This is a genomic window from Clostridium sp. E02, from assembly GCF_003833015.1.
Classification (GTDB): Bacteria; Bacillota; Clostridia; order Lachnospirales; family Lachnospiraceae; genus Lacrimispora.
The window spans coordinates 1-439 of sequence record NZ_RJLQ01000069.1; the positions used below are offsets into that span (position 1 = coordinate 1).

The following is a 439-nucleotide window of genomic DNA, read 5'->3' on the forward strand; positions in this document are numbered from 1 at the left end:
ATGCTATCTGGATTGCCGTTGCCGCCGTGAGCCTGCTGGGCCTGGCGTTTGGCGCCATTCTGGGTTATGCCTCCCGCCGTTTTGCGGTGGAAGACGATCCGGTCGTTGAGAAAATTGACGAAATCTTACCGCAGAGCCAGTGTGGTCAGTGCGGTTATCCCGGCTGTCGCCCCTACGCGGAAGCCATCAGCTGTAACGGTGAAAAAATCAACCGTTGCGCCCCAGGTGGCGAAGCTGTGATGCTAAAAATTGCCGAGTTGCTTAATGTCGAGCCGCAGCCGCTGGATGGCGAAGCGCAAGAGCTAACGCCTGCGCGGATGGTGGCGGTTATTGATGAAAATAACTGTATTGGCTGCACTAAATGTATTCAGGCGTGTCCGGTAGACGCCATCGTTGGCGCTACCCGTGCCATGCATACGGTAATGAGTGATCTCTGTAC

1 protein-coding gene is annotated in these 439 nt (G+C 55.6%); it reads left to right on the plus strand.

Annotated features, from left to right (window positions below; all coding sequences use genetic code 11):
• Positions 1 to 439 (plus strand): electron transport complex subunit RsxB (gene rsxB / locus EFT72_RS18970; RefSeq protein WP_164473227.1); only part of this gene is annotated, 439 nt, incomplete at both ends.